Source organism: Roseibium sp. MB-4 (assembly GCF_053005265.1).
The window spans coordinates 233576-259222 of the sequence record NZ_JBRKQB010000001.1 but is presented as its reverse complement, the minus strand read 5'-3'; the positions used below and the strand labels follow the sequence as shown (position 1 = coordinate 259222).

Genomic DNA, 25647 nt, shown 5'->3' with positions numbered 1-25647 from the left:
TCCGGTACGAGCCTATGACAGAAGAGCCCAAAGCCCTATGCCGGGATTGCGGCGCGCGCGCGCCGCAGCATGTAAGCCGTTGCCCGTCTTGCGGCAGCCCACGGCTTTTAGCGCACCCGGAGCTCGACACGTTGTCGATCGCCCATATCGACTGCGACGCGTTTTACGCCTCGGTTGAAAAACGGGATAATCCGGAAATCCAGGACAAGCCCGTGATCATCGGCGGCGGTCAGCGGGGTGTCGTATCCACCTGTTGTTACATCGCTCGTATTTCCGGCGTTCGCTCCGCCATGCCGATGTTCAAGGCTATGGAAGCGTGTCCTGAGGCCGTGGTGATCAAACCCAACATGGAAAAATACTCCAAGGTCGGCAAGGAAATCCGCAGCCGCATGCAAGCCTTGACGCCGCTGGTCGAACCCTTGTCGATTGATGAGGCTTTTCTTGACCTCACGGGCACAGAACGCCTCCACAATGCCAGCGCTGCGGAAACTCTTGCCAAGTTCATCCGGGACATTGAAGCTGATATCGGCATTTCGGCAAGTGTCGGCCTTGCGCCGAACAAGTTTCTCGCAAAACTCGCCTCGGATTTGGAGAAGCCACGGGGATTTTCTGTGATTGGCGCAGCAGAAGCGGAACAGCGCCTTGCCCCCATGCCTGTCGGCAAGATTTGGGGCGTTGGGAAAGTCTTCCAAAAGAAACTCGACCGCGACGGCATCCGAACGATTGGCCAGCTACAAACGATGGATGCCAACACATTGGCGCGCAGGTATGGCTCTATCGGGTTGCGCTTAGCGCGCCTCTCCCACGGCGACGACAGCCGTGATGTGACCCCTTCGCGCGGTGCGAAAAGCGTTTCCACCGAAACCACCTTCCGCACAGACATATCGGACTTCAATGTCCTGAAACCGATCTTAAGAGACTTGTCTGAAAAAGTGTCGTTCCGCCTCAAAAAGTCCGAGGTTGCCGGACGCGGCATCACACTCAAGCTCAAGACCTCTGAGTTCAAAACGATCACCCGTGCACGTCATTTGACCGACCCTACACAGCTCGCGGACAAGATATTTGAGGCAGGGGTCGCCCTCTTGGAGGCGGAAACTGATGGCCGCCGCTTCCGTCTGATCGGCATTGGGGTCAACGACCTCTCTGATGCCTCTCAAGCAGATCCGGAGGACCTGCTAGACGCAACATCAGGACGCAAGAAAAAGGCCGAACTCGCCATCGACAAACTGCGCGGCAAATTCGGAAATTCTGCTGTCGAGCTTGGTTTGACACATGCCGCCAAACAGGCGCGCAAAGCCGCCGAGGACAAGTAGGCGGTTACTCGCAGTCAGACTTGTCGGTCAGATCCCGAAGTTCCAGCGCCGTCATCGTCCCCGCAATTTTGAAATCACCGTAATCCAAAACAAGTTTGTCACTCACACCGTTTTCAAACAGCCTGAAAGACAACTGATAGACGGGTGTCTGTTCGCCGGAATTTTCCTGCGTGGAGGGATCGAAATAAGCGACGGTCACCGGCCAGGATGCAACAGTATCCAAGGCGTCCTGCCGTTCGCCATCAATTTCAGGCACAATGCCGACGGCCTTGGCCCCGATGACGGCAGTGGTTCCAAAGACCTTGTCGCCAGTCTCAGCTCCATCGTAGATATCACTGGCGGTGAAGTGCCCGCCGTCCTGCGCGGTCTTCACGATGTTCATCAGGTGCTCCGTTGGAAACTGAACATCTTGGCCGATCTGCAACGACTTTTCGTCCGGTTCTTTCAGTTCGACCGCCTTCAAACCCGTTTCGGTCCGCGCCAGCCCCCGGCTCGATTCGACCAATTTCTGATCGACATAGGTCTTGGACAGAAACTGATAGCTCTCAGCATCCGGGCCCTCGAACGATGTGGTCTGAAGATCTGTTACCTGGGAGCCACCACTCAGATCACGGAACTCGGTGACAAACCGGAAATTGACGCTGTACCCTTCGCAAGCATTGCCTGAAAACTCATAGACCATGCGTCCGGTGAGACCTGCAATCCCGGACTGCTGCTCGGTATCGGCAAGCTTCATGTCATAGACAGCTCTGTGCGGGGCAAGCTGTATGCCCGCCACTTTGGCAGCTGCTTCACTGGCACCAGACGTGACAACCACAATGGCAGCCACAGCGCACTTCAATAGAAAAGCAGTCTTAAAAGCCTGGCCTGAAACGGTTCGCCGCATCACATTTCCTCGTCACCGCCGTTGGAGCGGAAATTTCTTGTTTCTAGTCTTTTATTCGGGTTCATGCCGGACTGCTAGCAAGGATTGCCCGGCCCCACCGATAATGTAGGTCACAAATACGGGCACAAAAGCGCCAATTGGACTTTGTTGAGAAACGAGGTGCCGAGCAAATACCGCCCCCGTCTGCCGGAAATGAGCTTGTCAGTTTCTGCAATTTGAGCCAAGACACGGGCAACTCACCTTTTTGATCGGGGACACACATGACCAGCAAAACCGAAGCCCGCTTGGCTGAACTCGGCGTAACTCTTCCAGATGCCGCCGCACCAGCTGCCAACTATGTGCCATCTGTTAAAACAGGCAATCAGCTGTTCATTTCCGGCCAGCTTCCGATGGAAAGCGGTGCGATCGCCGTGACCGGCAAGCTTGGCGAAGGCCTTCAAGTTGAAGACGGCCAGAAAGCTGCAAAACTCTGCGCGATCAATCTGCTCGCACAGGCAAAGGCAGCGACTGGGGACCTGGACAAGGTGGTCCGCCTGGTCAAAATCGTTGGTTTTGTGAACTCAACGGGTGATTTCACCGACCAGCCGAAGGTGATCAATGGCGCGTCCGATTTCCTGGTTGAGGCCATGGGCGACAGTGGCCGCCATGCGCGCTCCGCCGTTAGCGCCGCCTCCCTTCCGTTTGGCGCCGCAGTTGAAATCGAAGCCATTTTCGAGATCGCGGACTAATTCCGCTCTGGCGGGGCTCCATAAACGCCCCGCCGATTCCGGACCAGTTTAACATGTCACCAGAACTTGCCGCCATTTTCGCCCGGCCGATTGCGCACCGGGGGTATCACGATGCCAGCAACGGCATCATTGAAAACACCCCAACAGCAATCCAGCAGGCCGTGGACAAAGACTTCGGGATTGAGGTTGACGTTCAGCAGACCAGTGATGGTGAAGCGCTCGTCTTTCACGACGATAACCTGGACCGTCTCGCAGATGGCAGCGGGCCGGTTTCCGGGCGGTCTTCGGCCGATCTCGTCAAACTGCAAATGCGTACCGGCACAGATCACCTATGGTTGCTTCAGGACCTTTTTAATCTGGTAGATGGCCGTGTGCCGTTGGTTGTCGAAATCAAATCCTTGCTCCGGCGCGATGCGCAAGGCGACTTTGTCCGCCGCGTTGTTGATCAAGTGAATGCGTATAAGGGCCCAGCCTGTATCAAAACCTTTGATCCGGACATGCTTGCTGTGGCAAAGGCGCACAACAACTCCGTCCTCCGCGGGATCGTGGCAGATGCGGCCCGCCCCGGCCCGGACTACACACGGCACAGCCGGATGGACCGTTTCATATTGCGCCATCTGCTCCATTTTCCGCGCACAAGCCCGCACTTCATCTCCTATGGCGTCAACGATCTACCGAGCCCCGGCCCCAGCATGATGAAAAAGGTTTTCAGAACCCCAATCATGACATGGACAGTTCGGACACCGGGACAGTTGGAAGTCGCAAAACGGTTTGCCGATCAAATCGTCTTTGAGGGCTTCGATCCGGATCAATAACGGACCAGCATTCCAGGAACGGAATTCCCTCTTGCGGCGCAGCAAAGCGGCTCTACATTCTTGTGAACAATCCTTTTATGGCGGGCCGACACACTGACATGACGTCTTCTATTTCACCGGAAAATGAACAGCCGCAAAATTCTGGCGCCGGTGACGCGGAGACGACGCTCTCCATTAGACTTCTTTCATCCTTGGCAGATGTGCCGGCTGACAAATGGGATGCGGTTGCCAATCCCGGCTGGATCCTTGGCGAAGGCGGAAAGCTGGCGCGCGCACAGGACGCTGTTGCGTCTCAAGATCTCACTTCCGCGCTAGCCCCTGAAGCTGATTCAGATTCTGAAGAAACAGACTTCAACCCTTTCTTATCCCACGCTTTTCTGGAAGCCTTGGAGGCATCCGGCTGCGCGACACGCCAGACTGGATGGATGCCCCGGCACATGGTGCTGGAGGATGGTAACGGCGCGGTTCTTGGAGCCGTTCCCGCTTATCTGAAAAGCCACTCCCAGGGCGAATATGTCTTCGATCATGGTTGGGCTGACGCATTCTACCGGGCGGGCGGCGACTATTATCCAAAACTCCAGATATCGGTCCCGTTTACTCCGGCGACAGGCCGCCGGTTTCTAACAAGCCCCAACATCGACCGGGAGGCCGGGCTCCAGGCACTCGCGGCTGGCCTTGTACAGGTTTGCCAACGCACCGGCGCCTCCTCGGTTCACGCGACTTTTTTGACTGAACCGGAATGGGACTCGCTTGGCGATCTCGGTTATCTGAGGCGCACAGATCAGCAGTTCCACTGGGACAACAACGGCTACGAAACCTTCGACCAGTTTCTCGGCGACCTCGCCTCGCGCAAACGCAAGGCGATCAAAAAGGAACGACGCGAAGCAATCAGTGCTGACGGGCTCGAAATCGAATGGGTCACCGGCAGCGATCTGACAGAAGCGCATTGGGATGCCTTTTACAGGTTTTACATGGATACGGGCGCCCGCAAGTGGGGCCGCCCTTATCTCAACCGTGCCTTCTTCTCGCTGATCAGTGAGCGGATGGCGGACCGCATTCTTCTGGTCCTTGCAAAACGCAACGGCCGGTATGTCGCCGGGGCCCTCAACTTTATCGGATCGGAAACCCTTTTCGGCCGCCACTGGGGTTGCACCGAACACCACCCGTTCCTGCATTTTGAGCTGTGTTACTATCAGGCAATCGACTTTGCCATTTCCAAAGGCTTGAAACGCGTCGAGGCTGGCGCTCAGGGAGCGCACAAATTGGCGCGTGGTTACCTGCCGCAAACGACTTATTCGGCCCACTGGATTGCCCATGAGGGCCTTCACGACGCAGTCGCAGACTTTCTGGAGCAGGAGCGGCGCGCCGTTCAGCGTGAAAACGAAGCGTTGGCTGAACATGCCCCTTTCCGGAAAGGCAGCTAAAACTTCCATTTGCCACGCGCCTGAGATCCAACAACAATTTGCCTCTTTCACAAGATCGGCATTCGTCTGCACAGGGCTTGCCGGATCGCGTCCAATCCATTACCTAGGAACCATCATCAAGAGTTGGGACAGATGCCCCACGCCAACCTGCCGATCCGGGCAAGGTGGTTCTTCGAACAGAAGATGCGGCCCTGAACTTCAAGTTCAAAGGCAACAAATCGGATCGAAGAAAGGCATCTGTCTCTGGTTACAGGACGCGCAAATGCCGATAAAAATTCCAAACGATCTACCCGGCCGCCCCATTCTGGAATCCGAAGGCGTGATGATCATCCAGGAAGCGGATGCCATGCGTCAGGACATCCGCCCCCTGCGCATCGGTCTTCTCAACCTGATGCCGAACAAGATCAAGACAGAGACCCAATTCGCACGCCTTCTCGGCTCCACCCCGCTTCAGATCGATCTGACGCTGGTGCGCATGACCAACCACGTGCCCCGGAACACGCCAACGGAGCATCTGGAAGCGTTCTATCGTCCCTGGGAAGAAGTCCGGAACGAGAAGTTCGACGGGTTCATCATTACCGGCGCCCCGGTCGAGAAGCTGCCGTTTGAAGATGTCGGATACTGGCAGGAAATGCGCGATGTGCTGGATTGGACCCAGACACATGTTCATCGCACGCTGACCATCTGCTGGGCTGCTCAGGCGGCCACTTATCACTTTCATGGCATGCCGAAATATGCACGGGACGACAAGGCAACGGGCGTCTACCGGCAACGGACGCTCGCACCGGCCTCGCCGTATCTCCGCGGATTCTCCGATGATTTCTGTCTGCCCGTCTCACGCTGGACGGAAACCCGGAAGGCCGACATTCCAGACGGCAGCAATCTGATGGTGCTTGCGGAAGATGACGAGACCGGTATGTGCCTCCTCGACGACCCGGAGCACCGCTGCCTGCATATGTTCAATCACATCGAATATGACACGACATCTCTGGCGGATGAATTCGAGCGGGACAGCCAGGTTTCTGACACGCCGATCCGACCGCAGAACTACTTTCCGGACGATGATGCCACCCGGCAGCCGGTGAATCGCTGGCGTGCCCACGCGCATCTCCTGTTCGGCAACTGGATCAATGAGATGTATCAGTCCACACCGTTTGATTTGAACAATATCGGCGAATAATCGGACACTGCCGGACGGTCACAACCCTTGTTGTCGAACCGCCTGGCGGAGTACTATGTCCGACGACATTCGAAGACTTTTTCCCTTTTAGAGGTACGCATGCCGATCGAAACGCCCGCCTACGACGACCAGAACATCTTTGCCAAAATCATGCGCGGAGAGCTGCCGAGTCACAAGGTCTATGAAGACGACAAGACGGTCGTGATCATGGACATCATGCCGCGCGGTGACGGACATGTGCTGGTCATTCCGAAGGCTCCATCCCGCAACATTCTGGACATCGCGCAAGAGGATCTGAACGCGGTGATGGCCACGGTCCAAAAGATGGCCCATGCCGTGATCAAGGCATTTGGAGCGGACGGCACCACCATTCAGCAGTTCTCTGAACCAGCTGGCGGCCAGGTGGTGTTTCACACCCATGTCCACATCATCCCGCGCTTTGACGGCGTCAAGATGAAGCCGCACACCGGCGAAATGGCTGACAACGATCTCCTTACCGAACAAGCCGACAAGATCCGCGCGGCGTTGAGCTAAGCCTAAAACCCTGCGAAACTGATCCGGAGGCAGGGCCTTGTGCCTCCGGAATTGACGACGAGGCCTTGGCTCAGCTCGCGGCCACGATCCCTGCCGGGTTCGCAGCGGCCTCCTGCGCTGCATGGAGCAAGGCCTCATCTTCCAAGACACTCTGGAAACTCGGCCGTGCGGTAATTCTCTCGGCATACTCGGTAAAGACCGACCAGTCCGGCACCAGACCAAACATCAAGGTCCAGCGCAGAGCAGACCCCCAGAAGATGTCTGCTGCGGAAATCTGATCTCCGAGGAGATAGGGTGCTTTTTCAAGCTGCGCCGCCAGAGCCTTCATCACGGCGTCATAGCTGCAATACGGTGCGATCTGCTGCGGTATATCCGTGTTGAACGCCTTATTGACCACGGCGGGCTCAAAAGATGCAGCATAAAACGCCATGCACCGCAGATAAGCGCCACGCCGCGGATCGCTCAAACCTGGTGTCAGTTCTGCCTCGGGATAAAGATCAGCGGCATACAAGGCGATGGCGACAGATTCGGTAATGACCGCCTCACCGTCTTGAAGCGCCGGCACCTTACCGAGGGGATTGATCTTCAGATACTCCGGCGACTGCAGGTCACCAGCTTTCGCGTTGTGTACTTTCAGCTCGTAAATGGCACCGAGTTCATCCAGCAGTACGCGGAGCGTGCTGGCGCGGCTGCGCGGTGCATAATGAAGCACGAGTTTGTGATCGGTCATGGCGAGGCTCCTTTGATCCGGTGTGGCCAGTTGGCCAATGCGCGCCATGTATCAGCCCCCTGCTGACAGCCTTCTGTCAGGAGTGTCAGGAGCCTAAGATCCACCATCCAGTCAGTAGAAAAACAACCGAGGACAGCACACCGAAGATCACGCGCTGCCCAAGAGCCAAGAAGCAGACAAACCCGAAGGCCGCGGCCGCCAACCGCAACCAGATCGGCGTGTCGCCCAGCACACCTTGGGGAAACAGAACAAGCTTGGAAATCACACCGGCAACCAGTGCCGTTGCAACGCACCGGACCCAGATGAAAAGTTCGCTGTCTTCGCGCAGTTTGCCGCCGGCAAAAACGCCCAGCCACCGCCAAACATCGGTTGCAAACCACCCTGCGACGAGGATCATCACATAGGGCCACCACCAGGTTTCTGTCATCAGGTCACTCATGACAGCCCCCGGCGCCAAAATCGTGTGACGAGATAGGCAAGCGTTCCGCCAAGCAGGCCCGTCCAAAGGAGATCAAGACCGGGAAAATAAAGGAAGAACAAAGGGCCAAGCACAAGGCCGGAAATCATTGCCGCCTTGTCGGCATTCATCCGCGCAGCGCCCCACAAGGAACACAGAAAATAAACAGGTGTCACGAGGACGAGAGCGCCGGCGGCCATGGGCGGCATTCGCTCTACAAGCATGTAGGCAATCCCGGTGGATACAAAGACAAAGCTGGTCACCCCGCCGCCAAACCCGATGAAGAACGGCAACCGCCCTTCCCTCGGCAGGTCGGGCAAGTTCTTCATCGCGTAGACCCAAGCCGTCACCGCCACAAAATGCGAAGCGATCAGCAAGTGCCAGGTTTTGGTCTTTCCCGGCACCTTCAGGAACGGCATCAACGCCATCGTCATGGGCATCAGACGCACGGATGCCAACGCAACCGCGACAGCGGCGGGGATCAATCCCATGCCCGACGCCATAGCTCCGGTTAAAACCACCACGGATGGCAAGGCCCACACCGCCCCTGTCATGAGAAGTGTTTCGGCCAGACTCAATCCTGTTTCGCGGGCCATCCCGGCAAACCCGACAAAAGCAGACGTCAGGATAAAGGCGGGAATGGAAATCGCGGCGCGCGCGCCGCGCAGCATCCAGCCCCGGCCGGAAACGGGTGGCTTCGAGGAAAGCTGCGGTTGCCCCGTGTCCTTTGAGGCAGTCATGAAGGCGTGTCCAAATTGCTGAAGTTAGTAAGGATTCCTTACCTTTATCCAGCAAAACTGTCCAGCCCACTGTCCGGAGGCTTCGGCCTCCAGATCAAAATCCGCTCTAAACCGACCGTGTCAGCCCACCGTCAATTCGTATGTTCTGACCCGTGACATAGGCCGCTAGATCACTCGCGAGATAGGAAATCAATCCGGAGACCTCCTCCGATCGGCCATAGCGGCCCATCGGGATTCGCGACCGACGGTCTTGCTTTTCCGGCAAGCTGTCGATGAAGCCGGGCAAAACATTGTTCATGCGGACGTTCTCAGAAGCGTACTTGTCCGAAAACAGCTTGGTGAAGGCAGCAAGACCGGCTCGGAACACGCCGGAGGTCGGAAACATCGGATCCGGCTCGAAAACGGCAAAGGTGGAAATATTGATGACAGTGCCGCCGCCCTGGCGTGCCATGATCGGTGCCACCAGACGGCTCGGACGGATCACATTCATCAGGTAGTAATCCATGCCGAGATGCCAGTCTTCATCCGAGATCTCCATGATATCGCCCTTAGGGCCATGCCCGGCGGAGTTTACGAGGACATCAATGCGCCCGAAGGCAGTCATTGCCTTGTCGACAAATGCTTTCAGGTCATCGTTGTTCAGGTTCGAGCCCGTGTGACCAATCCCGCCCAGTTCAGCGGCCAGCGCCTCGCCCTTACCGGAAGACGATAGGATCGCGACTTTGAATCCGTCTGCCGCCAGCCGTTTCGCTGCATCCGCGCCCATGCCGGATCCGCCAGCTGTAATCAGGGCCACTTTTTGTTCGCTCATGACTTGTCTCCTTTAGGTGCAGTTTTAGCAACGGACTATGCGCTTGACCAATCATGCTTTCTGCACCTAATCAGTAGAAAAACTACTGCTTTGGTGAAACGGCGATGCGTCCTCCCAGCCTCAACAAACTCAGAGCATTTGATGCTGCGGCCCGGCACCTCAATTTCCGGCTGGCTGCAGAGGAGCTCAACCTCACACAAGGGGCAGTTGCCCAACAGGTTCGCGCTCTTGAGGATGAACTTGGCGTTCAGCTGTTCGACCGGCTTCCCCGCGGTCTCGCGCTGACCGCACCGGCGGAAGGGTTTCACGCGCAAGTCCGGCGCGGGCTCGATGAAATCGATCGGGCGATAAACGATGTATCCCAAAAGGTCCCACGCATCACACTCAGTCTGCCACCGTCTTTCGCAGCGCAATGGCTTGTTCCCCGCCTGCCCGGCTTTTTGGACAAGAACCTCGGACTGGATCTCGCAACTCTCGCCACCGAGCGGCTGGCAACCTTCAAAGGCGACGGCGTCGACCTGGCCATTCGGATCGGCAGCCCACCTTTTCCAGGTCTCAAGAGCCATTTTCTTGCACCAATTCGACTGGTAGCCGTTGCATCGCCGACGCTGACCAAGGATCGAAAGACAATAGAAAATATTCAGGATATACCGCATCTGCGCATTCTTCTGGACAGCCACACCTCTTGGGAAGAGGTGCTTGGGACAGAGCTGCTGCCAGAAGACGTCACTTACTTGAGCTTCAGCCATTCCAGCCTTGCCATCAATGCCGCGCTGGAGGGGCAAGGCGTCGCCCTTGTGCCAGAGCTTCTGGTGCAACGGCAACTCACAAACGGTGCATTGACATGTTTGTGGCGCCAGCCCGATCAGCGCATCAGCACACGCGGCTACCATCTTGTTTATCCTGAGAATCCAGTCCGATTTGGCGAAGCACGGCAAAAGGTTATTGATTGGATCTGCCGGGAGTTTGGCAAAGACCAGTCGGCATAGAATCTGTCCAGTTTTGCAGCGTTCTAACGTCCGTTCGGGCCATCCAAAGCAGTGCGCCTTGCGTAAGCAAAGCAAAAAACAGCGCTGGACATTGCCATATGACGATCTTTTCGCCGACCCGCGAAGCAGCTCTCCAACACCTTGACGATTTTACACTGCAGATGGGCCGGGCCTATGCAGCTCAGCGGAACTATGATCGCGGCCCTGGCAAGCACACATCCGTTTCCTGCTTGTCGCCGTTCATCCGCCGGAGGTTAATCAGCGAGCAGGAAGTTGTGACCGCAGCCCTGCAGAACCACGGTCTTGATGGCGCTGAAAAGTTTATTCAGGAGGTGTTCTGGCGTGGCTATTTCAAAGGCTGGCTCGAACGCCGCCCTGCGATCTGGGAATCTTATCGGCAAGGTCTGGTCGCCGACCTGGAGGATCTGGAGACAAACAGCGGCCTGCGTCAGGCAGTGACCCGTGCGGAGGCCGGGCAAACCGGGATCGACTGCTTTGATGCATGGGTGGATGAGCTCGTCCACACTGGATACCTGCACAACCACGCACGTATGTGGTTTGCGTCCATCTGGATCTTCACTCTGAAGCTTCCATGGCGGATCGGCGCAGATTTTTTCTATCGCCACTTGCTGGACGGAGACCCGGCCTCGAACACGTTGAGCTGGCGCTGGGTTGCCGGACTGCATACGCGCGGCAAGACCTACGAAGCCCAAGCATGGAACATCGCGAAGTTCACAGGTGGTCGGTTTGCGCCGGAAAGTTCAGACTTAGAAACCGGGGTGACGTCTCTTGATTGGAGCGAGCCGAACGGGCTCCCGTCCGCCCAACCGACACGAGATTTTGCTGCGCCAGAACCTGGCATGCCAACGGCTCTCCTCCTCACCGAGGACGATTGTCTGCCGGAGACACTGATCCCGGACGGCATCGAACTCGTTGCAACCGCGACGCTGACATCAAGTGACCTGAAATCACCACGGCCTGTTCCAGACCACATTCGGTCGTTCGAAGCAGGAGCTTTAGAAGATGCTGCACAACGGATTGGACAGGCGGCGACAAGGTTGAACACCGCTTCGCCGACCCCAATCATTGAGTGGGCGGCAGAAGCCGGAGCCAAGCAGATCGTCATGCCCTATGTCCCGGCCGGACCGCTCAAGGACTGGCTGGACGCATCCCGGCCGAAGCTCGAAAACCATGGCCTCACCCTGACCGAAATCCGGCGTCCTTGGGATGATGCGATCTGGCGCTATGCAACGGCAGGTTTCTTCAAGGTGAAAAAGGAGATTCCAAACATCCTCAATCGACTGGAGATCGCATGACAGAACCCGTTCGCATCGGCATCATTGGGGCCGGCATGACAGGGCTCTCTTGCGCCCGAACACTCAAAGATGCCGGGCACACGCCTGTGATTCTTGACAAAGGCCGCGGAATTGGCGGGCGTCTTGCGACCCGGCGGGCCGACAATGGTCTTCAGTTTGATCATGGCGCGCAATACATCATAGCAAAGACTGAGGAATTTCAGAAACTGATCGAAAGCCTCATGTCCGTTGATGCCGCCGGTGAATGGGACATGGGCGAGCGGACTGGCTTTGTCGGCGTCCCCTCCATGAACGCGCTTGCAAAAGCCTTGGCCAGTGACCTCGACATCCGCCGGCAAGCACAAGTGCGTTCGGTCACCGAAACCGAGGGCCACTGGTTTTTGGAAATCGATAAAGAAACGCTTGTCTTCGATCGATTGATCATCACCGCCCCTGCCCCGCAGACCATGGCTCTACTCGGCACCGGCCACCCGCTCTCAAAACAGATCGTCCATGTCAGTCTCTTACCATGCTGGACCTTGATGGCTGCCTTTGACGATGAGGTTGACGCTCTACCGGCTTCCCACCGCGACCCGGACGCCCCGCTGGCCTGGATCGCGAATGAGAAAACCAAGCCAGGGCGCCCCGGCCGTAATGCATTTGTGGCCCAGGCAAGTTCCCACTGGACAGAAGACCATCTGGAACTCGACAAAGCTGTCGCGGCTGACCTGATGTTGAGTGAGCTTTGCAAGACCCTAGACCTTGACCGGGGTAAAGTGGTTCATGCCGATGCACACCGGTGGCGCTATGCCAAGGTCGGTACTCCGCTCGGACAACCGTTTCTTTCAAACGCATCCAAAACGCTTTTCCTGGGCGGTGACTGGTGCCTCGACGCCCGTGTAGAAGCCGCGTTTCAAAGCGGCACTGCAATCGCGGAAGCCCTTCTCAACGATCTGTGACGCAGCGTTTTCAACGTATACACCGATCAAACCGAACCCATTCCCAAAACGAGAGAGGCAGCAAGCATGGATTTGCCGATTGAAAACGTCCAATCCTATCCACGGCCACCGATTGTCGAACCGGTGCCGCAGCGAATTCTGATAGTTTTGGGGTCCGTGGAGATCGTTGATACCACGCGGGCCCTGCGGGTCCTCGAAACCCATCACCCGCCGACCTATTACATTCCCCCGGAGGATGTGAAAGCTCATTTGCGCCGCCTCCCGCAATCCACCCTATGTGAGTGGAAAGGCGCCGCCACCTATTTCGATGTGTCAGCCGGCACCCGGACGGCAAGGGCCGCCGCATGGTGCTATTCGCGGCCAACGCCCGAATTTCAGGCGCTCAAGGACCACCTCGCGTTCTACCCCGGGAAAATGGATCTTTGCCAGGTGGGTTCAGAGCGCGTCGATCCACAAGCGGGAAAATTCTACGGTGGCTGGCTGACCCCGAACCTTCAAGGAATGCCGAAAGGTGCCCCGGGGACTGAACACTGGTAACCGGATCCGAGCGACTTTCCACTAACGAAAACGGGCGCCATGCGGGCGCCCGTTTACATTTGATTTCAATATCTTCAGTCCGCAAGCGGAACTTTTGGAACAAGGCTTTTCTTGGACGAACCACCTTTATCGGTTGGCTTTGAGGCCTTGGTAGCTGCTGCCTTAGCCGCCGGTTTGCGCTTGCGCTTTGGCTTTGCCTTGGTAGCCGCTTTCGGCTTTGCCTTTGGTGGTGTGGCGCGTTCTTCAACGCTCTCCAAGAGCAGACCGTTGCCGTCCTCGGAGACCGAGACCTTGACCATGCCGCCCTTTTTGAGCTTGCCGAACAGCACTTCGTCAGCCAACGGCCGCTTGATGTGCTCTTGGATGATCCGGCCAAGTGGCCGGGCTCCCATCTGACTGTCGTATCCTTTGTCGGCGAGCCATTTGACGGCGTCGTCGCCAAGTTCGAAGGTGACGTTCCGGTCTGCAAGCTGGACTTCCAGCTGCATGACGAACTTTTCGACGACCTTGTAAACAACTTCGACCGGCAGATTGCCGAAAGGAATGATCGCATCCAGACGGTTGCGGAACTCCGGGGTGAACAGCTTGTTGATGGCTTCCTGATCGTCTCCTTCCCGCTTGATGCGGTTGAAGCCCACCGGCATTTTGGCCATATCGGCCGCGCCTGCGTTGGTGGTCATGATGAGGATGACATTGCGGAAGTCCACCTGCTTGCCGTTGTGATCGGTCAGCTTGCCGTGATCCATCACCTGCAGAAGGATGTTGAAGAGGTCCGGATGGGCCTTTTCGATTTCATCCAAGAGCAAAACACAGTGCGGATGCTGGTCGACACCATCGGTGAGCAAACCACCCTGGTCAAAGCCAACATAACCTGGAGGCGCGCCGATCAGGCGGGACACCGTATGCCGCTCCATGTACTCCGACATATCGAAGCGGATCAGCTCCACGCCCAACGACGATGCGAGCTGGCGCGCGACCTCGGTCTTACCGACGCCGGTCGGACCTGAGAACAGGTAAGACCCGATCGGCTTGTCCGGCTCGCGCAATCCGGCACGGGCCAGCTTGATCGCGGATGCCAGTGTTTCAATGGCATTGTCCTGACCGTAAACGACACGCTTCAGATCCTTGCCAAGGTTTTCCAGAACCTCAGCATCGTCTTTGGAGACCGACTTCGGTGGAATTCGCGCCATCGTTGCGATGGTGTTCTCGATTTCCTTAACGCCGATGGTTTTACGGCGGCGGTTTTCCGGAACCAGCATCTGGCTCGCCCCGGTCTCATCCAAAACGTCGATAGCCTTGTCCGGCAGTTTCCGGTCGGCAATGTACTTCGCCGACAGCTCGACCGCCGTCTTGATGGCATCGTTCGTGTACCGCACCTTATGGAAGTCTTCGAAATACGGCTTAAGGCCCTTCAGAATGTCGATGGCGTCCGGAATGGTCGGCTCGTTGACATCGATCTTCTGGAACCGGCGCACGAGTGCCCGGTCCTTTTCAAAGAACTGGCGGTATTCCTTGTATGTCGTTGACCCGATGCAGCGGATCGCACCGGATGCCAGCGCCGGCTTCAGGAGGTTGGAAGCATCCATTGCCCCGCCTGATGTGGCACCCGCACCGATGACCGTATGGATCTCATCGATGAACATCACCGCACCCGGATAGTCCTCGATTTCCTTGACCACCTGCTTCAGGCGTTCTTCGAAATCACCGCGGTAGCGCGTACCCGCAAGCAGCGCGCCCATGTCGAGTGAGAAAATCGTGGCATCCTGAAGAACTTCGGGAACATCGGCATTGACGATGCGGTGGGCCAAACCTTCCGCAATTGCCGTCTTGCCCACACCTGGGTCACCCACGAACAACGGATTGTTCTTGGACCGGCGGCACAGAATCTGAATTGTCCGCTGGATTTCGTCGTCCCGCCCGATCAACGGATCGATCTTGCCCTTCTCCGCCTTCTCATTGAGGTTGACGCAGTAAGCTTCCAGAGCGTCGGTTTTCTGTGTTGGCTTTTTCTCAGCATCATTGCCGGAAAGCACGTCCTCTTCTTCCGCGCCCTCAACCGGCCGGGTCTCCGACATGCCAGGACGCTTCGCGATCCCGTGGGAAATGTAGTTGACCGCGTCGTAACGGGTCATGTCCTGGTCTTGCAGGAAGTAGGCTGCGTGGCTTTCACGCTCGGCAAAAATCGCCACAAGCACGTTTGCCCCGGTCACCTCTTCGCGCCCTGACGACTGCACATGAATTACAGCGCGCTGGATCACACGCTGGAAGCCGGCAGTCGGCTTGGCGTCCTCGTCACTGTCGGTGACAAGATTGTCGAGTTCGGTTTCGATATATTCGATCAGGTTCTGGCGGATCGTATCGAGATCCACGTTGCAAGCCCGCATGACTGCGGCCGCGTCCTGATCGTCCAGCAAAGCCAAAAGAAGATGCTCTAGCGTGGCATATTCCTGCTGGCGCTCATTGGCGAGCGCCAAGGCTTGGTGGAGGGCTTTTTCAAGACTGCGCGAGAAAGAAGGCACGTGTGTAAGTCCTCACTTTTTTTCCATGACGCATTGCAGGGGATGCTGGTGCCGGCGCGCGAAATCCATCACCTGGGTCACCTTGGTCTCGGCAACTTCATAGGTGTAAATCCCACATTCCCCAACGCCGTGATGATGCACGTGCAGCATAATGCGCGTGGCTTCCTCACGGTTCTTTTGAAAGAAGCTCTCCACCACATGGATCACGAATTCCATCGGCGTATAATCATCATTCAAAAGCAGCACGCGATACAGGTTTGGCCGCTTAGTGACTGTTTTCGTCCGGGTGACAACAACCGTTCCGGCGTCGCCACCGTCCTTGTCATAATCAGGTCCCGCAGTCATTTCCGTTACACTCGTCTGTGTCACTCCAGCCCTAACCGTCTCATTTCCAATAGGCCCGCTTAGCATTCAGAGCTGGTCCGGGCCTTATCTTACGCAGGTTACATTCCGCCGGATATCCGGCCTTTGGATATGTAATCCTGCCGCGCCCGAGGCACTTTCGCAATGGTCGATTTCATCAACATCTGGGCATTTGCCATCCCGGATGCATCAGCATGTTGTCAATTACGGATGTAGGTCTCTAAAATCCGATTAAAAGACCGTGCTTTGAGCGAAAATCGACCGGCGCTCTCACCACGACCGGGAAAAAAGAATAATTGGGTAAATCGCAAAAACACAAAAACCCGGCCGTCACCGACCGGGTTTTCAAAAAACTCAATCCGGGCAAGGGCCCGGCGTTGGCAACTTACTTGCCGAATTTGCCGATGATGCCTTCGTACGGCTTGTAGGCGTCCTTGGACAGATCCGTGACCATTTCACCGATCTTTGTCATTTCGCCAACAAAGCTTTCGTAGGAAGTCTTCACATAGTCAGCCTGGGCTTCAAATGCGGTGTCCAGGGACTTGGAGGCGACCAATTTCTCAACAGCAGCAGTGCCTTCTTCGAAGGATTTCTTCTGATAATCAGCAACCTCAGCAGCAATTGCCTGAAATCCTTTGCTCATAGAGCCGAATGATTCCATGGCCATGTCCATGCTGTCTTTGCTCATTTTCTGGATTTCATCGAAGTTGTTCATCATGTCGTTTGCCCTTCTCCGGCGAGCCGGTTGCCAGTGCCATCTACTGTGACCCGTCTGGACTGTCCGGCGCGCTTATCGCTTTACCTAACGCAAGCTTCATAATGCGCTGCACAATTTCTGTCAAGGTGATTTTGCAATGCAAAAACAACTTTAACGCGAATAACTTAAGTAAATCCCGAAAAGCAAATCCCCAGCCCGCTAAAGGTTGCGAGGTTGAGCGCTCCCTTTTGACGGCCAATGCTCGCCCCGTCTCCACACATGCGCAACCGGCGCTCTGTAGCAAATACACCGCATCGCAGCAAAACGGCTCAACTGAGGCCGCAGCCCGAGTTTAAGAAACCTGATAAATCGAAAAATTATTCAAATCCAAAGTATAAAATAAGAAAACCACCTACACACTCCCTAAATATTCTAATCAAGAAAATACTAATTGATATTCGACAGTTATAATCAAAAATAACTGACCAAATAAATCAATGTATACAATAAATGAAAATTCACACCCGCCAAAAATAACATTTACACTTGATTAACCATAACAAAAAACAAATTTTTTAAGTGTTTTTCTGGTATCTCCTTTACACATTCGTAACCGTGATTCCATCAAATAGCACCTGAACTTCGCGGACGGCTCGAATGAACGGCCTGGGGCTGGCCGATCATCCCCGTCCACAAACAGAAACGCGTGACCCGAATTGGGAAAAGTAACAGTGTTAGGTATGCGTTCTTCACGCTCTGCGCGAATGATTGGCCGTTTTGGCAAGATGCTTGTCGTCGGCACTCTTGTGCTCTGCGCCCCAACCGTGGCTTCGGCCAATCCGAAATATGCTGGCATCGTCGTGGATGCCAAGACCGGCAAGACCCTTTATGCGGCCAATGCGGACGCCTACCGGTTCCCGGCCTCGCTGACGAAGATTATGACCACGTACATCATCTTCGAAGAGCTTGAGGCGGGTCGGCTTTCCATGTCCAGCCGTTTGAAAGTCTCAAAAAACGCTGCTGCTGAAGTGCCGTCGAAACTCGGCTTGAAACCGGGCAGCACCATTTCTGTGAAAGATGCGATTGGTTCGCTGGTCACCAAATCAGCCAATGATGTGGCAACCACCGTTGCGGAAAACATCTCCGGTTCCGAATCCGCATTTGCCAGACGGATGACCCGGACAGCCCGCCAGCTCGGCATGTCCAAGACAACCTTCCGCAACGCGCATGGTTTGCCAAACTCCAAACAGCGGACCACCGCGCGCGATATGGCGACCTTGGGCCGTGCGATCCAGGAGCGGTTTCCGGAGTACTACAAACTCTTCAACACGCGGGTCTACAAGTACAAAGGCCGCCCTTTGCGCAATCACAACCGGCTTCTTGGAACCGTCCGCGGTGTCGACGGGATCAAGACCGGTTACATCCGGGCGTCCGGGTTCAACTTGGTGACATCGGTCAAACGCGACAACCGGCACATTGTTGCAGTTGTCATGGGTGGCCGCACCGGCGCACGCCGGAATGCTCATATGACTGACCTGATCGGACGGTATCTGCACAAGGCGAGCAGAGGTCCGCGGACAGCGCCGCTGATCGCGTCGGCTGGTCCCGTTTTCGCTTTTGACGCGGCATCCTTAAAGGAACCGCCGCTACCGGCAAATAAGCCGGGCGGTGGAATTGCACCGCCTGCGACTGGCGCGCCGGTCGTGCTTGCAAGTGCCTACGCACCGGTAAAACTTCCGGAAGACGCGCTGGCGGCCAATCAGGTCCCTGCCCCGGCTCCAGCACCGGTTCCAGGCTTTGGCAATGAAGTTCCGATCCCGCCGAAGGCCGTGAAGTCCCGCTTCAACGACACATTCGCGGTCGCGACATCTCTGCCCCCGATCCCGAGAACCAGCCCGGATGCGTCGATCACGACACAGTCCATTTCAAAGACGGCTCTACTTCAGGCGGCGCGCCAGCAGGCGGGTATCGATCTGCCGGTCCGTAATGACGAGCAGGCGCCAAGCGCTCCGATCCCGGTACGCACTGTCGCAACTGAAGCCATTGAAGTCATCCCGGCGGCCGAAGTCGGTGCAACGCAGACTGCGTCGTTGTCGCAAAAGATCGACGCATCTTCAGAAGAACTGGCGCAGGGCGATGCTGACGAAAATGAACGCGTTGACGTCGACACCGCCGAACCTGCTATCGCGGTCTCTGGCTGGCAGGTGCAAATTGCTGCCGCCGAAACTGAAGCCCAGGCTATGGCCCTTCTTCAGAGAGCTGAAGCCCGGACCGGCAATGCCTTGAACAACCGCACACCTTTCACAGAGCCAGTCGAAGCCAATGGCACGACCCTCTACCGCGCCCGTTTTGCCGGGTTCGACAACAAATCTGCAGCCCGTCGGGCTTGCCGTACCTTGAAAAAGGCGAAATTCGCCTGCTTCGCCATCTATGAGTAATTGAGTAACGGATGTCGTTAATGTCTTCTGAGAAGCGTGTCTTTCGCCTCGTTGATTTTCGCCGCGAGGAAACCGGAGCCTCCTTGGTCGGGATGGACCCGCATCATAAGCCTGCGGTGCGCGGCTCGGATTTCCGCGTCCCCGGCATCGGGCGAAAGCCCCAGGATCTGGTAGGCCTCCTCATCTGTCATGGGGCCCGAGCTCGACGCGCTTCTCTCCCGATCTGTGGCATCCGCCTCGAAGTCTTCACGCCAACCGGCAAGCCTGCGGTCGAGATAAGCTTCGACTAACTTCAGGCTTTGATCGTCCTGATGAGCTTCCTGCCAAAAGGTCTGCAGCTCATCATCTGTCAGGTCATCCAGCCGACGGCCCTGAAAACTGCCGGCGAGGACCGTTCCCGATAAAGCACCCGTGTCATGGTCCAATTCCATTTCGACCATGGCAGAACGGACCTGAGACTGCTGCCCGGCAGTTTTTTGAGGATTGTAGCCCGACAAGTTTCGCAGTCCGGCCAATCCAAGTAGCGACACCCCAAACCCAAAAGCCGGGATTGCCAGTGCAAACCGTCCGGTTACGGCAAAAACGCCCGCAAGTATCATCAACAGGATACCGCCATAGGTGCGGATAGACTGCGCGAGCCTGGCCGGGTTGGCCTGAACGAACTGCCGCATCATGGCAATGAAAACGACAAGCAGCACAAGGCCGAGAAGCAAATAGATCATGATGACGGCTTGAGTTGCTCCAACAACAATCGGGCGCCCTGCCCGCCCTTCTTTTCAAATGCAGTCAGTGCCTTGTGCCCACCGCTGGCGAAAACAGCAACTGCCTTCAAGAGCTCGGAGAGTTGACGCGCAGCACCGGCATCAAACGGACAATAAGCTCCGTTGGTCAAGCGGGCGATTTCGCGGAACGCACTCTCTGCTACCGGATCCCGGCCTTCTTGGAAAAGGAACACCGGTACACCCAGAAGGCCGAGTTGCCCCGCCTTGTCACATAAGGTGTCGACGTTTTCTTCCATACAGTCGCCGACATAAACAACCGCCGCAATTTTCTCTTTTTCCGCCGCGCTGATCGCAGCTGAAAGCACTTTACGGATCTGAGTATGACCGCCCTGACAGGTTATCCGGCTCATCACACCGGCGAGCTCTTGCCCAGTTTCAAACCAACGCGAAGCGCGGCACTCGCCAAAGCCGCGGAAGTAAACCAGTTTGATCTTCAGGCTGCCAATCGAAGCCGCTTCCTGAAACATTTCGCCCTGCAGCTGACAAGCTGTGTCCCATGTAGGTTGCCGGCTCATTGTTGCATCGAGCGCGAAGATCAGCCGGCCGGATGTACCCGGTGCTGGGCGCGGAGCTGACTTCACCTTGTCGAGAAAAGCGGACACATCAGCCTCAGTCGAACGGACAGTCTGATCCTGCCGTTTCGCCGGTGTGTTCATGCTGTCCCGTGTCTTTGCCAAGACTGAGTGTCCCTTATCCTGCCGCTCACAACCCGAACTTGGTTCTTGACACCGCCTACGTCAACGCTTTTGCTGCAATTGCCGCAGGCGGTTTGCAATCAAATGAGACAGAGCTCGGTGAGATCCCGCCGCATGCTGTCCGGCATGTTCTGAACATCTCCACCGGCACGAATATCCTTTGGTGCATCTTCGGCCTTTAGATAGCGCCACCCCTGGAACGGCCGTTTTGGCTGATATTGTGTGAGGATCAACCGCGGCTCCAGCACCAGGTCGCAGCGTTTAACTCCTGCATCGTCGGTAAATGGCCGAATATCCAGGAGATGTTGACGTGCCTGGATTTTTCCCTTGATGACCCAATAGAGCGATCCGCCATCCAGCAGCTCGTCACGCCGGGTCGGCACCATACGCGTAGTATGGGTGGTGCGCGCGCCAAGCCCGGCCGCCCGCGCCTGCTCGACGCGAAAGTCGATCCAAGCCTGAAGGCTCTCGACGCTATCGGCCCCCACACAGAGTTTCACAAGATGCAAGGTCATGAAACTGACCTATCAGTTAACAAAGCAAGGTCAAGAGAGCGACCGTCTGCAGCGGTGGATAGTGATTATAACAAGGGCTCCCACTCTTGCGCTTGAAGCGCGAAACCGGTCATCTCGTACAATGGATGTATTCGTTACAGGTGGCACGGGCGGGATCGGCTCGGCAGTGATCAAACGGCTCGTCGAGGACGGCTGCCAGATCATCGGTCTTTCCAGGTCCGATCAATCTTCGGAAAAACTGCGCCGCCTCGGCGCCTCAGCTTATCCCGGCGACCTGCGGGATCCGTCCACCTGGGTCGAGCGGGCAACCGCATGCGATGCTGTCGTGCATCTCGGAGCGACCTTCTCACCCGACATGGGCAAGGTCGACCGGATCGCCATGCTGGAGATGAAAAAAGCGGCTCGGCATCGCAAACAACCGCTGAAGGTTGTTTATACCGGTGGGATTTGGCTGTATCCGCCCTGCAAGGTGGGAGACATGCTCAGTGAGAAGACCCCGTTTTCACCGCTGCCAGCCTTTCGGTTCATGACAGAGACCATCAAGACGCTCTCTACAGGGACAGACCTTGCGCTTTCCGTGGTCCACCCTGCCCTCGTGTGCGGACCAGATTTTGGTCCGGTTGCAGAGATGACGGCTGCCTTGAAAGAGAGTGGGAGGTTTGAAACAAGGGCTTCCACTGATACGTCATGGCCACTGGTTGAAGTATCCGATCTTGCCCGGCTTTATGCACTTGTGTTGCGTCAGACCCGGTTCCGAATGTCCGTTATAGGCAGTGGTATCTCCGGCGTCTCCGTCGACCATCTTGCAAGCCATATCTCAGCCCGTCACGGCAAGCCCCTGGACATCGTCACGCAGCAGGCACCGAACGGTGTTGACCCCGACCAAGACTGGGCGGCTGGGTACGCGCTTACCCAATCGGCAGACAACACCCACGCAAAACGGCTTCTTTCCTGGTCTCCGGAACACTCCACGATTGAAGATCTTGTGGTCACGCTCTCCAGGTAACTGTGGCCTCACAATGTGCGCGAAGACTTTATCAATATCCGTCCGGTAGCCTTCGGGGACCACTAACGGACCGGATGATCGACTTTGCCGCTTTTCCTCTCGCTCGTCCTGATTTGGATGCTCTCAGGTACTGTTCTGGCAGATACCACGGAGCCGCTTGGGAAGTTTCATGTCATCGACACGGCAGGCTTTGTTGAGCGGGACGGCAACCGTGCGCCACTCACGTCCGATCTTGAGACAGGCGAACTGACGCTTCAAAGAAATGCTTCGGGCAATCTGGTCTTGACGGTCAATGAAACGGAAATCGAGCTTTTCGAAGTTGAGAACGGGCTCGCTGGTCTCAGTTGGAATGCAGGCAAAACGTCGTTGCTGGATGCCAGGGACATTCTGGATCTGAGCCCTCACACGTCGCCAGAGCAAGTGCGAGCCTGGGGAGCGAATGTCGCATGGCCTGGTCAGGGCCAAGTTAAGCTCGTGCTTTTGCCGTTGCGCGAGAATGCTTACAGCGGCTTTTTGATCAGCCATCCGGGAAATAGTACGGTGGTGCGCCAGATGGAGCTGCGCAAAGTCTCAGGACCGCCAAACCGCCCAGACCCAAAAGCGAATGTTCCAGCCCCCGTATTGAATTGAACACCATAAGAACTTGACCGTTTCACCGCCCAGTCGGACGGCCAAAAAGCAAAAAAGCCGCAGCGATCGCTACGGCTTTTGTGTTTCGTGCGCCCTCAGGCTTATTTGGCGATGGCGACGGCTTGTTGGGCGTTGTCAACGTCGTTGAACAAGAGAACCATGGCGAGTGCGATGCCAACGGCACCAACTGTCCAAAGTGTCACGCTCCAGCAAGATTTCTGCACGTTTTCGTCCATAAAATCCCTATGTCGTTTCTAAGCATTGCAAGCCGCTTCCGGCTGCAAATATGGCGCTAGTGAGGCGAGGTGGTAAACGATCCCTTACTTGTTCGCAAGTGCAAAAATCCGGCATCAGATTTGCAATTTTCACATTGCCGTTTTTTTGTTTTAGTTTGAGCAACTTACGGCTTGGAGAGCACTTGCACATAGTTTGATCAGCTTGCCGTAAACGTAAGATCTCAGCCTCATTTACGTCCGATTCCAGGGCAAACACGGCAGCTGATTTGGGGCCCTTTTCCCGCCTATCCGCACGTCCGTTGCAGTTGCCTCTGGATTTTTCCCTTCACCGCTTATGCTGGGCTGACGTTCCCGATAAGATGCGCAGGTTCCAAGTTAATCGCTCTCAAGACCATACGGACTTCTATGCACGCCCTATCCCAACTCGATTATGCCGCTGCCGGCCTGTTCCTGGTGGCTTGGCTCGGTTTCAACCTGCTGATTGATCTGGGTCCGCTGCGCAAGAAAACCCTGTCATATGCGATGGAAACCCAGCGCCGGAACTGGATGCTGACCATGTCAACCCGCGAAGTCCGGATTATGGACACCGCGATCCTGTCCGGCTTGCAGCAAGGCACAGCCTTTTTTGCATCAACGGCCTTGCTGGCGATCGGGGGCAGCTTTGCCCTTCTGGATGCGACCGATCGTATTCTTCAAGTCGCTGGCGACCTCTCCATCCCGGTCTCCGACAGCCGTGCTCTCTGGGAGATCAAGGTGTTGGGGCTGATGCTGATTTTCGCTTACAGCTTCTTCAAATTTGGCTGGGCGTATCGACTCTTCAACTACGCCAGCATCGTCATGGGGGCTGTTCCGGAACGCAGCCAGGGCGACCCGGACGCCATTCGTGAAATTGCCGGAAAAGCGGGTGAGCTAAACGTCCTTGCTGGACGCCACTTCAATAGAGGCCAGCGCGCGCTCTTCTTCGCCATCGGATTTCTGGGATGGTTTGCCGGCCCGATCGCCTTCGCGATCCTGACCGTTGCCGTGTTTTTGGTGCTCCTGCGGCGTCAGTTTTCTTCGAAAGCCCGCGCGACCGTAATGTCCGGGCAGTTGTCGAACTTTTCTCCAGACGTCAAATTGGGAGAATACACCAACACCGGATCATCAAATCCCTTCACATGATAACTGCCAAACAGTCCTGAGCGGCAGCCCATCAGGCCCGCAACATTGTCAGACACGAGCACTTCGCGGCCGAGGTCCTTGGCCAGTTCTGCAATGCGCGCGGCGAGATTGACGGCTGGTCCGACAACCGTGAAATCGAGACGCGTTTCGCTGCCGACATTGCCGTAGAAAACATCGCCGGCATGCAAGGCGATCCCGACGCTCATGTCCGGTGTCACCATGCAGGTTTTCTGCTGATTGATCTCTCCGATCTTCTTCAGCGTGTCCCGTGCAGCCAACAAGGCATTATACGCAGCTGACTTTGCTTCCTCTTCCGTTTCATACGGGAAAATGGCCATCACCTCGTCGCCGATAAACTTCAGCACCTCACCGCCGTGAGCCTCAACGGCTTCGGTCATCGCACCGAAGTACTTGTTGAGGAAGAGAACGAGTTTGTTGGCAGGCAGACTATTGGACAGACGGGTAAAGCCGCGGATGTCGGCAAAGCTGATCACGGCTTTGATCCACTCGCCCTCACCGCGCCGCGTCGTTCCATCCAGAACCTTCAGGCCGGCGCGCGGACCGACATACGTATCGAGCACGGTTTCAGCAGTGCGACGCAGCGTTTTGAGTTCGCACACCAAGGCCAACGGCCGCATGATCGAATCGAAAACACTCAGGTTCGCGCCAGAAAAGCCTTTGGGGGCCTTCGTCGCAAAGGTCGCAACCTTCACAGAGCCATCGGAGAATGGCATCGGCAGAGCGATGTAATCGGTGTAGCCTTCTTCACGGAGTTCCTGGCAAACCGGAAAATCATCGTCGGTGCCGGCACAGTTAGCGATATCGACCCGAACCGGCTGTTTTGTTTCATGAACACGCTTGATCGGGCTGCTCTCATAATTGGCATCAGCGTCTTCGCCCGGCACATAGCGCCGCAGCTCACGTGTGCCTTCGCTGTCCCAAATCGAACCTTCCGCCCGGACGTTCGGATGAACGATCCAGATACCAGTTGTCGCACGATCGACCGGCACGCCACCCGCCCGCAGCCGCTGCGCAAGTTCACTAACGATTTCAAGAGTGCCGTCCAGCTGGGGTGCATCGCTGTAGAGCCATTGCACCACATCTGCCGCGACTAGCGGCGCTTCGAGGACCATCTGCCCGCCCCTACTTTTCAAATGAGATGATTGGCATATGGGTCTCTTAACCGGAGAATAAAAGTGGTGTTTTG

General features: G+C 56.4%; 27 protein-coding genes and 1 riboswitch. Of the genes, 14 read left to right on the top strand and 13 right to left on the bottom strand.

The window, feature by feature from the left end; all coding sequences use genetic code 11:
* Positions 1-14: 14 nt before the first annotated feature.
* Complete coding sequence (locus ACVDG4_RS01340) at positions 15-1313, top strand: DNA polymerase IV (RefSeq protein ID WP_447233739.1); 1299 nt, start codon at positions 15-17, stop codon at positions 1311-1313.
* 4 nt (positions 1314-1317) lie between these two features.
* Here the strand turns inward: ACVDG4_RS01340 and ACVDG4_RS01335 are convergent, their stop codons facing one another.
* On the bottom strand, positions 1318-2142 hold the full coding sequence (locus ACVDG4_RS01335) for a cell envelope integrity EipB family protein (protein ID WP_447233738.1): 825 nt from the start codon (positions 2140-2142) through the stop codon (positions 1318-1320).
* 317 nt (positions 2143-2459) lie between these two features.
* Between ACVDG4_RS01335 and ACVDG4_RS01330 the strand changes: the two genes are divergently transcribed.
* The 5 genes from ACVDG4_RS01330 (at position 2460) to ACVDG4_RS01310 (ending at position 6880) form a co-directional block, all read left to right on the top strand.
* Positions 2460-2927, top strand: coding sequence for a RidA family protein (locus ACVDG4_RS01330; RefSeq protein ID WP_447233737.1), 468 nt, complete (start codon positions 2460-2462; stop codon positions 2925-2927).
* Positions 2928-2980: 53 nt separating this feature from the next.
* On the top strand, positions 2981-3742 hold the full coding sequence (locus ACVDG4_RS01325; RefSeq protein WP_447233736.1) for a glycerophosphodiester phosphodiesterase family protein: 762 nt from the start codon (positions 2981-2983) through the stop codon (positions 3740-3742).
* A 98-nt stretch (positions 3743-3840) separates the two neighbouring features.
* On the top strand, positions 3841-5166 hold the full coding sequence (locus ACVDG4_RS01320) for a GNAT family N-acetyltransferase (RefSeq protein WP_447233735.1): 1326 nt from the start codon (positions 3841-3843) through the stop codon (positions 5164-5166).
* A 108-nt stretch (positions 5167-5274) separates the two neighbouring features.
* Positions 5275-5394: riboswitch (SAM-I-IV-variant riboswitch) on the top strand.
* A 34-nt stretch (positions 5395-5428) separates the two neighbouring features.
* Complete coding sequence (locus ACVDG4_RS01315) at positions 5429-6346, top strand: homoserine O-succinyltransferase (RefSeq protein WP_306148421.1); 918 nt, start codon at positions 5429-5431, stop codon at positions 6344-6346.
* Positions 6347-6451: 105 nt separating this feature from the next.
* Positions 6452-6880, top strand: coding sequence for an HIT family protein (locus ACVDG4_RS01310; protein WP_447235069.1), 429 nt, complete (start codon positions 6452-6454; stop codon positions 6878-6880).
* Between the two features lie 70 nt (positions 6881-6950).
* Here the strand turns inward: ACVDG4_RS01310 and ACVDG4_RS01305 are convergent, their stop codons facing one another.
* From ACVDG4_RS01305 to ACVDG4_RS01290, 4 genes are all read right to left on the bottom strand, one after another.
* Positions 6951-7610 (bottom strand): glutathione S-transferase family protein, encoded by a 660-nt coding sequence (locus ACVDG4_RS01305; protein WP_447233734.1) that lies wholly within the window; start codon positions 7608-7610, stop codon positions 6951-6953.
* A gap of 85 nt (positions 7611-7695) precedes the next feature.
* Positions 7696-8049: an AzlD domain-containing protein gene (locus ACVDG4_RS01300; RefSeq protein WP_447233733.1), complete on the bottom strand. Its 354-nt coding sequence runs from the start codon at positions 8047-8049 to the stop codon at positions 7696-7698.
* Positions 8046-8807, bottom strand: coding sequence for an AzlC family ABC transporter permease (locus ACVDG4_RS01295; protein WP_133946948.1), 762 nt, complete (start codon positions 8805-8807; stop codon positions 8046-8048). The genes ACVDG4_RS01300 and ACVDG4_RS01295 overlap by 4 nt, the downstream gene beginning before the upstream one ends.
* 106 nt (positions 8808-8913) lie before the next feature.
* The gene (locus ACVDG4_RS01290) at positions 8914-9618 is read right to left on the bottom strand and encodes an SDR family oxidoreductase (RefSeq protein ID WP_447233732.1); all 705 of its coding nucleotides are present in this window, start codon (positions 9616-9618) and stop codon (positions 8914-8916) included.
* Between the two features lie 104 nt (positions 9619-9722).
* On the opposite strand from ACVDG4_RS01290, the gene ACVDG4_RS01285 reads away from it, so the two are divergent.
* The 4 genes from ACVDG4_RS01285 to ACVDG4_RS01270 all read left to right on the top strand — a co-directional run bounded on the left by ACVDG4_RS01285 (position 9723) and on the right by ACVDG4_RS01270 (position 13398).
* Complete coding sequence (locus tag ACVDG4_RS01285) at positions 9723-10607, top strand: LysR substrate-binding domain-containing protein (RefSeq protein ID WP_447233731.1); 885 nt, start codon at positions 9723-9725, stop codon at positions 10605-10607.
* Between the two features lie 98 nt (positions 10608-10705).
* Positions 10706-11923, top strand: coding sequence for an FAD-binding domain-containing protein (locus ACVDG4_RS01280; RefSeq protein WP_447233730.1), 1218 nt, complete (start codon positions 10706-10708; stop codon positions 11921-11923).
* Entirely contained in the window at positions 11920-12861 is a 942-nt protein-coding gene (locus ACVDG4_RS01275) for an NAD(P)/FAD-dependent oxidoreductase (RefSeq protein ID WP_447233729.1), read from the top strand. Before ACVDG4_RS01280 ends, ACVDG4_RS01275 begins: the two co-directional genes overlap by 4 nt.
* Positions 12862-12927: 66 nt before the next feature.
* On the top strand, positions 12928-13398 hold the full coding sequence (locus tag ACVDG4_RS01270) for a DUF427 domain-containing protein (protein ID WP_447233728.1): 471 nt from the start codon (positions 12928-12930) through the stop codon (positions 13396-13398).
* Between the two features lie 74 nt (positions 13399-13472).
* Here the strand turns inward: ACVDG4_RS01270 and clpA are convergent, their stop codons facing one another.
* The 3 genes from clpA to ACVDG4_RS01255 all read right to left on the bottom strand — a co-directional run bounded on the left by clpA (position 13473) and on the right by ACVDG4_RS01255 (position 16995).
* The gene (gene clpA / locus ACVDG4_RS01265) at positions 13473-15917 is read right to left on the bottom strand and encodes an ATP-dependent Clp protease ATP-binding subunit ClpA (protein ID WP_447233727.1); all 2445 of its coding nucleotides are present in this window, start codon (positions 15915-15917) and stop codon (positions 13473-13475) included.
* A gap of 12 nt (positions 15918-15929) precedes the next feature.
* The gene (gene clpS / locus ACVDG4_RS01260) at positions 15930-16262 is read right to left on the bottom strand and encodes an ATP-dependent Clp protease adapter ClpS (RefSeq protein WP_008195276.1); all 333 of its coding nucleotides are present in this window, start codon (positions 16260-16262) and stop codon (positions 15930-15932) included.
* Between the two features lie 403 nt (positions 16263-16665).
* Positions 16666-16995 carry a phasin family protein gene (locus ACVDG4_RS01255; RefSeq protein ID WP_209178783.1) on the bottom strand — a complete coding sequence of 110 codons (330 nt, stop codon included), beginning with the start codon at positions 16993-16995 and terminating at the stop codon, positions 16666-16668.
* 746 nt (positions 16996-17741) lie between these two features.
* Here ACVDG4_RS01255 and ACVDG4_RS01250 point away from each other — a divergent pair.
* On the top strand, positions 17742-19415 hold the full coding sequence (locus tag ACVDG4_RS01250) for a serine hydrolase (protein ID WP_447235068.1): 1674 nt from the start codon (positions 17742-17744) through the stop codon (positions 19413-19415).
* Between the two features lie 17 nt (positions 19416-19432).
* Here ACVDG4_RS01250 and ACVDG4_RS01245 read toward each other — a convergent pair whose 3' ends face one another.
* The 3 genes from ACVDG4_RS01245 to ACVDG4_RS01235 form a co-directional block, all read right to left on the bottom strand.
* Positions 19433-20137, bottom strand: a complete 705-nt coding sequence (locus ACVDG4_RS01245) for a DnaJ domain-containing protein (RefSeq protein WP_209178323.1) — start codon at positions 20135-20137, stop codon at positions 19433-19435.
* Positions 20134-20853: a vWA domain-containing protein gene (locus ACVDG4_RS01240; protein WP_447235067.1), complete on the bottom strand. Its 720-nt coding sequence runs from the start codon at positions 20851-20853 to the stop codon at positions 20134-20136. Before ACVDG4_RS01240 ends, ACVDG4_RS01245 begins: the two co-directional genes overlap by 4 nt.
* 119 nt (positions 20854-20972) lie before the next feature.
* On the bottom strand, positions 20973-21407 hold the full coding sequence (locus tag ACVDG4_RS01235) for a DUF1489 family protein (protein ID WP_447233726.1): 435 nt from the start codon (positions 21405-21407) through the stop codon (positions 20973-20975).
* A gap of 121 nt (positions 21408-21528) precedes the next feature.
* Here ACVDG4_RS01235 and ACVDG4_RS01230 point away from each other — a divergent pair, with 121 nt between their 5' ends.
* Together ACVDG4_RS01230 and ACVDG4_RS01225 are read left to right on the top strand one after the other, a co-directional pair.
* Positions 21529-22413, top strand: a complete 885-nt coding sequence (locus ACVDG4_RS01230) for an SDR family oxidoreductase (RefSeq protein WP_447233725.1) — start codon at positions 21529-21531, stop codon at positions 22411-22413.
* An 84-nt stretch (positions 22414-22497) separates the two neighbouring features.
* Positions 22498-23043, top strand: coding sequence for a hypothetical protein (locus tag ACVDG4_RS01225; protein WP_447233724.1), 546 nt, complete (start codon positions 22498-22500; stop codon positions 23041-23043).
* 101 nt (positions 23044-23144) lie between these two features.
* On the opposite strand, the gene ACVDG4_RS01220 is transcribed toward ACVDG4_RS01225, so the two are convergent.
* On the bottom strand, positions 23145-23267 hold the full coding sequence (locus tag ACVDG4_RS01220) for a hypothetical protein (RefSeq protein WP_286189900.1): 123 nt from the start codon (positions 23265-23267) through the stop codon (positions 23145-23147).
* 417 nt (positions 23268-23684) lie between these two features.
* Between ACVDG4_RS01220 and ACVDG4_RS01215 the strand changes: the two genes are divergently transcribed.
* The gene (locus ACVDG4_RS01215) at positions 23685-24440 is read left to right on the top strand and encodes a DUF599 domain-containing protein (protein ID WP_447233723.1); all 756 of its coding nucleotides are present in this window, start codon (positions 23685-23687) and stop codon (positions 24438-24440) included.
* On the opposite strand, the gene ACVDG4_RS01210 is transcribed toward ACVDG4_RS01215, so the two are convergent.
* A complete protein-coding gene (locus ACVDG4_RS01210; protein ID WP_447233722.1) occupies positions 24326-25573 on the bottom strand; it encodes an adenylate/guanylate cyclase domain-containing protein in 1248 nt (415 codons plus the stop codon). The two genes, ACVDG4_RS01215 and ACVDG4_RS01210, sit on opposite strands and share 115 nt — an antisense overlap.
* Positions 25574-25647: the final 74 nt, after the last annotated feature.